The 9,746-nt window shown below is 65.4% G+C and carries 9 protein-coding genes; all 9 read left to right on the top strand.

What is annotated here, in order from left to right; genetic code table 11:
- The coding region (locus tag A9W96_RS11060; RefSeq protein WP_197499487.1) for a glycogen/starch/alpha-glucan phosphorylase at positions 1-1,115 on the top strand (1,115 nt) is incomplete at its 5' end.
- Between the two features lie 176 nt (positions 1,116-1,291).
- On the top strand, positions 1,292-2,782 hold the full coding sequence (locus tag A9W96_RS11065) for a hypothetical protein (RefSeq protein ID WP_066881296.1): 1,491 nt from the start codon (positions 1,292-1,294) through the stop codon (positions 2,780-2,782).
- Positions 2,783-2,813: 31 nt separating this feature from the next.
- Entirely contained in the window at positions 2,814-3,026 is a 213-nt protein-coding gene (locus A9W96_RS11070; RefSeq protein ID WP_066881298.1) for a hypothetical protein, read from the top strand.
- Positions 3,023-3,448: a hypothetical protein gene (locus tag A9W96_RS11075; RefSeq protein WP_066881300.1), complete on the top strand. Its 426-nt coding sequence runs from the start codon at positions 3,023-3,025 to the stop codon at positions 3,446-3,448. Before A9W96_RS11070 ends, A9W96_RS11075 begins: the two co-directional genes overlap by 4 nt.
- A gap of 205 nt (positions 3,449-3,653) precedes the next feature.
- Positions 3,654-4,097 carry an MmpS family transport accessory protein gene (locus A9W96_RS11080; RefSeq protein ID WP_197497969.1) on the top strand — a complete coding sequence of 148 codons (444 nt, stop codon included), beginning with the start codon at positions 3,654-3,656 and terminating at the stop codon, positions 4,095-4,097.
- Positions 4,094-6,922 carry an RND family transporter gene (locus A9W96_RS11085; protein ID WP_067139723.1) on the top strand — a complete coding sequence of 943 codons (2,829 nt, stop codon included), beginning with the start codon at positions 4,094-4,096 and terminating at the stop codon, positions 6,920-6,922. Before A9W96_RS11080 ends, A9W96_RS11085 begins: the two co-directional genes overlap by 4 nt.
- A gap of 54 nt (positions 6,923-6,976) precedes the next feature.
- Positions 6,977-7,594, top strand: coding sequence for a TetR/AcrR family transcriptional regulator (locus A9W96_RS11090; protein WP_066864840.1), 618 nt, complete (start codon positions 6,977-6,979; stop codon positions 7,592-7,594).
- Complete coding sequence (locus A9W96_RS11095) at positions 7,587-9,155, top strand: NAD(P)/FAD-dependent oxidoreductase (protein ID WP_067139725.1); 1,569 nt, start codon at positions 7,587-7,589, stop codon at positions 9,153-9,155. Before A9W96_RS11090 ends, A9W96_RS11095 begins: the two co-directional genes overlap by 8 nt.
- A partial coding sequence (locus A9W96_RS11100; protein WP_067139728.1) for an SDR family NAD(P)-dependent oxidoreductase occupies positions 9,152-9,746 on the top strand: 595 nt, incomplete at its 3' end. The genes A9W96_RS11095 and A9W96_RS11100, both read left to right, overlap by 4 nt.

Consider the following 9,746-nt stretch of genomic DNA (forward strand, 5'->3'; position numbering starts at 1 on the left):
AAAGCAGTGTGCTGAAGGACTTTTACGAGATGTGGCCGGAACGGTTCAGCAACAAGACGAACGGCGTGACACCGCGCCGCTTCCTCGCGCTGGCCAACCCCGGGCTGCGCGAACTGCTGGACCGCACGGTCGGCGACGGCTGGTTGACCGATCTGGGCCGGCTGCGCGGGCTCGAGCCGTTCGTCGAGGACGCGGCCTTCCGGCGCGAGTGGCGCGACATCAAGCGCAACAACAAGTCCCGCCTGGCCAGATACGTCCACTCGGTGGCCGGCGTCGAACTGAACCCGGACTGGATGTTCGACGTCCAGGTCAAGCGCATCCACGAGTACAAGCGCCAGCACCTGAACGTCCTGCACGTCGTCGCGCTGTATCACCGCCTGAAGTGTGACCCCGGCCTGTCGATCCCGCCGCGGGCCTTCATCTTCGGCGGCAAGGCCGCGCCTGGATACTTCCTGGCCAAGCGGATCATCAAGCTCATCAACGCGGTCGCCGAAACCGTGAACGCCGACCCGGACGTGAACCGGTTCCTCAAGGTGGCCTTCGTGCCGAACTTCAACGTGCAAAACGCCCATCTGATCTACCCGGCGGCCGATCTGTCCGAACAGATCTCCACCGCGGGCAAGGAGGCCTCGGGCACCGGGAACATGAAGTTCATGATCAACGGGGCCCTGACCGTCGGCACCCTGGACGGGGCGAACGTCGAGATGCGCGACGAGGTCGGGCCGGAGAACTTTTTCCTGTTCGGGCTTACCGAGCAGCAAGTCGGGGCGGTCAAGGCCGACGGGTATCGCCCGGGCGATTACATCGACGGCGACGACGAGCTGCGCGCTGTGCTGGATCTGATTGCCGCGGGGACGTTTTCGCGCGGGGACACCGAGGTGTTCAAGCCCGTCGTGGACAACCTGCGTTACGACGACCCCTTCCTGGTGTGCGCCGACTACGCGTCGTATGTGGACTGTCAGGAGCGGGTCGGCGCCGCGTGGCAGGATCGCGAGTCGTGGACGAAGATGTCGATCCTCAACACCGCGCGCAGCGGCAAGTTCTCGTCGGATCGCGCCATCACCGAGTACTGCGACGAGATCTGGAACGTCTGGCCGCTGACGGTCAAGATCTAGCGCCGGCCGGGTAGTCCGGCCGCGCCCGGCGGGCCATCGACCACCGCCGCGACCGGCGCCGCCCGGCCCCGCGGCAGAGCCGCCCGAAACGGGCTAGGGTGGGCGCTCACGCGCAGGGTGCACTGGGACGTTGTCGCGGCCCCGCGATCGACAGAACGACTCGTGGCAGGAGAGATGTGACCACACGCTTGCGCAGCCTTGTCCTGGTCCCGTTGACCGTGGCACTGGCCATGCTGCTGGTGCCGACCGCTTCGGCCGACACCTACACCGACCAGCTGGTGAGCAGGTTCGACGCCCAGACGCATGTGGTGGTCGATCCGGGCGCCAGACCGCCGCTGCAGAATCCCGACAAGCTGAACCAGCAGATTCTCACCAGCTCGTGGCGGTGGAGCGCGGGCCCACCGGTCTGGGTGGCGGCGGTGTCGCCCGCCCAGAGCGGGGTCACCACCGCCGACGCCGTACACACCGCCATGCTGGGCCGCAACGCCGGATTCAGCGGCGTCATCCTCGTCATCGACGCTCGCGGCTACCACGTGCGCGCCTACAACGTGCCCAAGGCGATCGCCGACAACGTCGACCAATTCATGAATCAGTCGGCGAGGGATCATCGCAACGACCCGTACGGCGCCACGAGCGCGTTCGTCGCCAGGCTGGCGAGCGCCAATGCAAGCCCCGCCGGACCGGCGACCACCTCTGAAGTCGCGCACCAAAAGCACGACGAGTGGGCGTGGCTGAAGGTCACGCTGGTCATCTTCGGCATCGCGCTGGCCATGGCCGGCCTGTTCTGGTTCGCGATCGGCCGAAATCGTAAGCACCGCAAGGACTCCGAGGCACGTGAGGAAATCAAGCAGGAATTGATCGCGGCCACGTCGAACGTCAGCGACCTGGACAACGCGGTGCTCACCACCGGCGGCGCCGATGTCAGCGCCGAGTCGCTGAAAGCCAACGCCAGCCTGTACGACGCCCGAAAGGCCTACGAGAAGGGCGATTACGGCTCCGCGCGGGCGCATCTGCGGGTGGTCGAGTCCACGGTCGCCAAGGCCAACCGGAAGCTCGACCCGCGCCAACCCGACGTCGCGGCCGTGACTTCTGTCCCGGCCGACGACCGCAAGCAGGCCACCGTGCGGGCCAAGAATCCGGACACCGGCGAAACGGTGACGATCAACAACAACAACTACAGCACCACCGCGCAGCCGGGTTACCCGCACTACTACGGCGGCGGCTACCACAACGGAATGTTCTTCTACCCCGGCTATTACCCGTACGCGTTCTGGGGTCCCGGCTGGACGTGGGCGCTGACCGACGTGCTGCTGATGGACGCGTTGCTGGACGACCATTGGGGCGGCAGCTACGAGCGCGGCTTCGAGGCCGGCCGCGACTCCGCGTTCGCCGATGCCAACAGCTACGGCTATGACGGCGGACAGGCAGCCGGCTACAACAGCCCGCCGGCCGATGTGGGGTTCACCGGCGGCTACCAGGACTCCGGTGGCGCCGACGTCGGATTCGCGGGCAACGACGCCACCTACTCCGGCGGCGGTGACGTGGGCTTCGACGGTGGCTGGGACTCCGGCGGCGGCTGGGATTCCGGCGGCTCCGATTTCGGGGGCGGATCGGACTTCGGCGGCGGCGGTTCCGATTCCGGCGGCGGTGGCGACTTCGGGTTTTGAGGTCTCGCCGTCGAGAAGTTAGGTTCCTGCAATGAGTACGGACAAGATCAATCGCGCCATCCTGCTCACCATGGTGGTGATCGGGACGGTCGCCTACTGCTTGCTGTACAGCCACGCCTCGATCGTCTTCAGGCTCCTGGTGCCGCTCGGCCTGATCGTCCTGCTCGGGCTCGTCGTCCGGGATGTGATCAGGGACCGGCAAAGTCTTCGGAAGTCCAACAGCGGAGCAAGGACTGGAAAATGAGCACGTATCTCTACGGTCTGCTGACCCTGGTCACCCTCGTCCTGGCCGTGGCGCTGGCCGCCGTCGCCGCCGTGCACGTAAATCGCTTGGAGCGCCGAACGACTGCTCCGGTCAGTGAAGAAATCGGCAGCGCCAAAGCGGTTTTGCACAAGGTCCGCAAGGGCGAACCGATGTCGCGCGACGAGGTGGACTACGCCAAGCAGGTCGTTGCCGATCGCGGTTCGTTGATGACCCTGTGCATCCCGGGCGCGTTGTTCATGCTCGGCTGCTTCTTCGTCTTCGGCAGTCTCTACCACCTGCAGGGAGCGACGCCCTCGGAGCGCACATTCCTCGGGGTGATCCCCATGTTGACCTCGACAAACCTGGCCATTCAGATTCGCCGCAGCGCGCGGTTGCGGCGGCGGCTGAAGAAGCTGGCCTGACGCACGACGAGACCGGACGTGCGGCGCCCACCGGGCGCCCGGGTGGGCCGGCCGGCCTTCGAGGTCGTGTCCGGGTTGCGCTGTCCGGAGTCTTTGCACCATGATGTGTCAATTGAGCACATGACCGTCTACTATTTGGCGGGCACGAGGGCGAGGGCGGGGGGCACGAACACGATGTCCGGACCGGGTCGCGAGAGGTGATCGAATGAGCCCTCGTTTCGTCGGTCGGACCGTCCTGGCGCGAACCTGGATGCCGTTGGTCGCCGTGGTCGCGGTCGGCGTGGGTCTGCTCTGCATGTACAAGGTGCATCAGTTCTCCGAACCGGAGCCGGTCATCACCGTCAACGGTCCGCAGGCACCCGAGGAGTTCAACATCAAGCGGATCACCTACGAGGTGTTCGGCGACGCCGGCCAGGGCGGGAAACTGGTCTACGTCGACATCGACGGTCATCCGCATCAGGTCGACATCACCACCCTGCCGTGGTCCCACACGGAGACCACCACGCTCACGGTGGCGTCCGGCAGCATCTCGGTGCACGTCCACGGCGGTCAGGTCGGTTGCCGAATGCTGGTGGACGGCGTCATCCGCGACGAACAATCGGGCGATCATCAGGACGCCGACGTCCAGTGCAGGGTGAAGTCGGCATGACCGAGCATCGCCTCGAGGATCCCAGGGTCAAGCGTCCGTTCATCCCGAAAATGGTGCGCGCCCTGGCGATTCCGATCATCTTGTTCTGGGCCCTGCTCGCGGTCACCACCAATACCTTTATGCCCCAAGTGGAACGGGTCGCCGAAGAGCTCGCCGGGCCGATGGTTCCGCATTACGCGCCCTCGCAGCGGGCGCTGCTGCACATCGGCGAGAAGTTCCACGAATCCAACTCCACGAACCTGACCATGGTGGTCTTCGAGGCGAACCGGCGACTGGGCGACCAGGATCACCGGTACTACGACGATTTGATGCGCCGCCTGCAGAACGACACCAAGCACGTCCAGTACGTGATGGACTTGTGGGGCAAACCGTTCACCGCGGCCGGCGCGCAATCCGTCGACGGCAAGTGCACCTATGTGCTCCTTCGTCTCGCCGGTGACATCGGCCAGATCCAGGCCAACCAGTCCGTGGACGCCGTCCGCGACATCATCAAGAAGGACACGCCTCCGCCGGGCCTCAAGGTCTATGTCAGCGGTGCGGCTCCGCTGGCCTCCGACACGCTCACCATCGCCAACGCCAGCCTGAACAACGTCACCATCGTGACGATCATCCTCATCGTCGTGATGTTGCTGCTGGTGTACCGCACCCCGTCGACCCTGCTGGTGCCCCTGCTCGGCGTCCTCATCGAAATGCTTGTCGCCAAGGGCATCGTCTCGACCCTCGGGCACTACGGATACATCGAATTGTCGTCGTTCGCGGTGAACATCGTCATCGCGCTGACCCTGGGGGCCGGAACCGACTACGGCATCTTCCTGATGGGCCGCTATCACGAGGCGCGCCAGGCCGGCGAGAGCCGGGAGGACAGTTTCTACATCGCCTACAAGGGCGTGGCACCCATCATCATCGGGTCCGGACTGACGATCGCCGGCGCCTGTTACTGCCTGACGTTCGCGCGGCTCAACTACTTCCACACCATGGGGCCGGCCGTCGCGATCACCATGCTGTTCACCATCGCGGCGGCGATGACGCTGGGTCCGGCGGTGCTGACCGTGGGCAGCCTGTTCGGGATGTTCGACCCGAGAACCAACGTCCACGGGCGGCTTTATCGGCGCATCGGTGCCAGCGTGGTGCGCTGGCCGGTGCCGATTTTGGTGGCCAGTTCCGCCGTCGTCATGCTCGGCGCGATCTTCGTGCCGAGCTACCGGCAGAACTACGACGATCGGCAGTACCAACCTGCCAGTGCGCCTGCGAATCTCGGTTTCCAGGCCGCCGATCGGCACTTCCCCAAGAGCAAGCTGTTCTCCGAGATGTTGATGGTCGAGACCGATCACGACATGCGCAACTCGGCCGACTTCATCTCGCTGGACCGCGTCGCCAGGGCGCTGATCCGGCTGCATGGCGTGGCGATGGTGCAGGGCATGACGCGGCCGTTAGGCCGGGCGCTCGAACACGCCAGCATTCCCTACCTGTTCACCACGCAGGGCAGCGGCAACGGTCAACAACTCCCGTTCAACAGGGAGCAGAACTCCAATACCGATGCGCAGGCCGAGATCCAGGCGCACTCCGTGGCGGTGCTACGCAAGGAGATCGGCTTCTTCCAGAAGGTGTCCGACGAACTGCACCAGACGGTGCTCACCGTCGAGGACCTCAAACGGGTCAGCAACGAAATGAACGAGGAAGTCTCGAACCTCGACGATTTCTTCCGGCCCATCAAGAGCTACTTCTATTGGGAGAAACACTGTTTCGACATCCCGATCTGCTGGGCGTTCCGATCGCTGTGGGACACCATCGATCACATCGACCACTTGGCTGAAGATATCGACAAGGCCGAAATCTCCCTCGCGGAGGTGGACAAGGCCTTCCCGCAGATCATCGCCCAACTGAAGGCCACCGCCGATGACACCGAGGCGCTGCAGCTGAAGTTGGTCAACAGTTACGGCTCGGCCGACCTGCAGTCCATCCAGACCGAGCAGACCTTCGACGATTCGATCAACGTCGGCAACGACTTCGACAGGTCCCGCAGCGACGACTACTTCTATATCCCACACGAGGCCTTCGACAACGAGGACCTCAAGGCGGGCATGAAGCTGATGATGTCGCCGGACGGCAAAGCCGCCCGTTTCATCGTCACCCACGAGGGTGATGCGATGGGCCCCGAAGGGGTCGAGCACGTCGAGCAGTTCCCCGACGCGATAAAGACGATCCTCAAAGAGACGTCGCTGGCCGGCGCCCGGGTCTATATCGGGGGCTCGGGATCCAACGACAAGGACATCAAGCAATACGCGATGTCGGATCTGTTGATCGCGGCGATCGCGGCCTTCGTGCTGATCTTCCTGATCATGTTGTTCATCACGCGAAGCCTGGTGGCGGCCTTGGTGATTCCCGGCACCGTGGCCTTCTCCTACGCCGGGGCGTTCGGCCTGTCCATCCTTTTCTGGCAGCACCTGGTCGGCCTGCATCTGCACTGGCTCGTGCTGCCGCTGACGTTCATCATCCTGGTGGCCGTCGGATCGGACTACAACCTGCTGCTGATCAACCGGGTCAAAGAGGAGCTGCACGGCGGGATCCACACCGGCCTGATCCGCGCGCTCGGCAGCACCGGCGGTGTGGTGACCTCCGCCGGTTTGGTGTTCGCCTTCACCATGCTGGCCATGCTCACCAGCGATCTGAGGACCATCGGTCAGGTGGGATCGACCGTGTGCATCGGCCTGCTGCTGGACACGTTGATCGTGCGCTCGTTCGTCGTGCCCTCCATCCTGCGGATCCTGGGGCCGTGGTTCTGGTGGCCGACGCTGGTACGCCCCCGCCCGCTGTCACAGCATTGATGCGGATCTGACGAATCGTTGACCGGGTTGAACACATCTCGTTAATGTGTTCACATGTCGACGACGACGCCGCGTGAGACGATCCGCGCCGTCTCACCGTCGCTGCTGTCGGCCACCACCAGCACGCTGCGCCGGCTGGGCCCCCGCCAGTTCAACCTGACCGCCGTCGCCGAAATCGCCGGTGTGTCGCGTGGGACCGTGCACAACGCGTTCGGAAACCGCGAAACCGCACTGAAAACCGCGCTCGACGAACTCGCCACCGGCTTCATCACCACCATGGCGGCCGAAGTGCAGCGGCAAGACAACCTCGCCGGCCAGGTGGCCGCGGCCGCCAACGTGATCTGCAAACACCGGCAGACCTCAGACCCGCTGGGCCCGAAGGGGTTCAATCAGAGCCTCATCGTCCTGCTGCTCGACAACCTCGGCGAGGACCTCATGCAGCGCTCCATCAACCTCTGGGCGCCACTGGTCCGGGCCGCCCAGCGCCGGGGCGAAGTCGGAAAGTCGGTCAATCCCCGGCACGCCGCGGAATGGATCGTGCGCGTGCTGCTCAGCTTCGAACTGCTGCCGCCGATGGTGGTCAATCTGGAAAGCCCCCGCGCCGTCGGCAAATTCGTCTCCGACCACATCGTGGCCGGACTCACCGGAAGCGAGAGGAGACGAGATGGCTGACTACGACGTCGCCGTCATCGGAGCCGGCCCGGGCGGCATCGCCGCCGGGCACCTGTTGCGTCAGCAGGGGATTTTCGACTTCGTCATCCTGGAGCGCGGCGACGACGTCGGCGGCACCTGGCGCGACAACCACTACCCCGGCCTGGCCGTGGACATCCCCAGCCTGTGGTATCAGCTCTCCTTCGCGCCGAACCCCAACTGGTCACGCTTCTTCGCCCCGGGCCGCGAACTCTACGACTATTTCCGCGACACCGCCCGGTCGCTGCATCTGTACGACCATTTGCAGACCGGCTGCAACGTGCTGCGCCAGTCCTGGGATGACACGACGCAGCGTTGGCACCTCGACATCGAGGGAAAGCCCTGCGTCACAGCGCGTTTCGTCATCAGCTCCGTGGGTGGCTATGTCAACGCCAAGCAGCGCGTCGACATCGACGGAATCGACGACTTCGCCGGCACCATCCTGCGGCCCAACGCCTGGGACGACGGCTACGACCCGCGCGGCAAGCGCGTCGCGGTGATCGGCACCGGCTCCAGCGGTGTGCAGATCGCCGCCGCCCTATCGGGTCAGGCTGCCAATCTCGAGGTGTACCAACGCACACCGGCCTGGGTGCTGCCGAAGATCGACTTCGACATTCCCCCGCTGATGCGTCGGTTCCTGCGGGTGCCCGGCGTGGTCGGCGCCATCAACTCGGCGGGACGATGGGCAATGGACATCGCGATGATCGCGCCCATCGTCCACCTGCTGTCGCGGCTGCCGCAGCGCGTCCTGGTTCGCACGATGCCGTTGTACGACGCGTACTGCCGCGCCTTGTACCGGCTGCTGCTGCGGGCCGTGGTGCACGACCCGGCCACCCGCGCCGCGCTCGTCCCGCGATACGGGATCCTCGCCAAGCGGCCGGTGATCTCCAGCAGCTTCCTGCCGGCACTGAACAATCCGAACACCCACCTGATCACCACCGCCATCGATCGAATCACCGCCACCGGCATCCGTACCGTCGACGGAGTCGAACATCCCGCCGACCTCATCGTCGCGGCAACCGGTTACGAGCTGTGGACGGACCCGGAGACCTATCGACCCGGAACCGTGGTGGGCACAGCCGGATTCGACCTCGGCGAGTATTACCGCACGCACGGCCTGCACGCCTATGCCGGCACGGCGCACCCGCAGTTGCCCAACCGGTGGGAGATCGTCGGGCCGCTGGGCTTCGTCGGCTTCGCGTGGCCGGACTTCGTCGAGACGATGGCCGCCCACGCGGTCCGGATCATCGACGTCGCGCGCCGGCAGGGCACCGAGGTCGTGCGCGTCAAACCCCAAGCGTTCCAGCGGTGGAACGCGCTGATGCGGCGCCGCGCAAAAACGGCCCACCTGTACTTCACCGAGTGCAATCCGGGGTTGTCCACGTATTTCATCAACTCCCAGCGCGACACCGTCTATCACCGGCCGCAGACGATCGCCGCCTCGCGGCGCTTCGCGCGCAAGTCGGCACTGTCCGACTACGAGTTTTCCCGCGCCGCCGCGCCGTGCGAGGCGGCCCCGACCCGGAAGGCCCAGATAGCATGAGCGACAACGACAAACCGTTGGCCGGCCGGGTCGCGTTCGTCACGGGCGCCGCGCGCGGACAGGGCCGTTCGCATTGCGTGCGGCTGGCCCGGGCCGGGGCGGACGTCGTGGCCATCGACGCGTGCGGCCCGGTGGCGGCGAACAACGGCTACCCGGCCGCGACGCCGGAGGACCTGGCCGAAACGACGAGCCTGGTGGAAAGCGAAGGCCGCAAGATGCTGGCCGCGCAGGTCGACGTCCGCGACGCGGCGGGGCAACAACGGCTCGTCGACGACGCGATCACCCAATTCGGCCGCCTGGACATCGTCGTCGCCAACGCCGGCGTGCTCAATTGGGGCCGGCTGTGGGAGATTTCGGCGCAGCAATGGCAAGACGTCCTCGACACCAACCTGACCGGAGTCTGGAACACCATCAAAGCGACCGTGCCGGCGATGATTCAGGCGGGCAACGGGGGCTCGATCATCACCATCAGCTCGGCGGCGGGCATCAAGGCCGTACCGGGATGCGGTCACTACTGCGCCAGCAAGTTCGGCGTGGTCGGGCTGACGAACTCGTTGGCGGTCGAACTGGGTGGATACGGCATCCGCGTCA

It is taken from the genome of Mycobacterium sp. 1245852.3 (assembly GCF_001669335.1).
In the GTDB taxonomy this organism is placed as follows: domain Bacteria; phylum Actinomycetota; class Actinomycetes; order Mycobacteriales; family Mycobacteriaceae; genus Mycobacterium; species Mycobacterium europaeum_A.

Bases quoted from the DNA above. Each gene is read 5' to 3' on its own strand.
- A9W96_RS11095 (WP_067139725.1), top strand. From the start codon at position 7,587: ATGGCTGACTACGACGTCGCCGTCATCGGAGCCGGCCCGGGCGGCATC.
- A9W96_RS11075 (WP_066881300.1), top strand. From the start codon at position 3,023: ATGAGCACGTATCTCTACGGTCTGCTGACCCTGGTCACCCTCGTCCTG.
- A9W96_RS11070 (WP_066881298.1), top strand. From the start codon at position 2,814: ATGAGTACGGACAAGATCAATCGCGCCATCCTGCTCACCATGGTGGTG.
- A9W96_RS11090 (WP_066864840.1), top strand. From the start codon at position 6,977: ATGTCGACGACGACGCCGCGTGAGACGATCCGCGCCGTCTCACCGTCG.
- A9W96_RS11080 (WP_197497969.1), top strand. From the start codon at position 3,654: ATGAGCCCTCGTTTCGTCGGTCGGACCGTCCTGGCGCGAACCTGGATG.
- A9W96_RS11085 (WP_067139723.1), top strand. From the start codon at position 4,094: ATGACCGAGCATCGCCTCGAGGATCCCAGGGTCAAGCGTCCGTTCATC.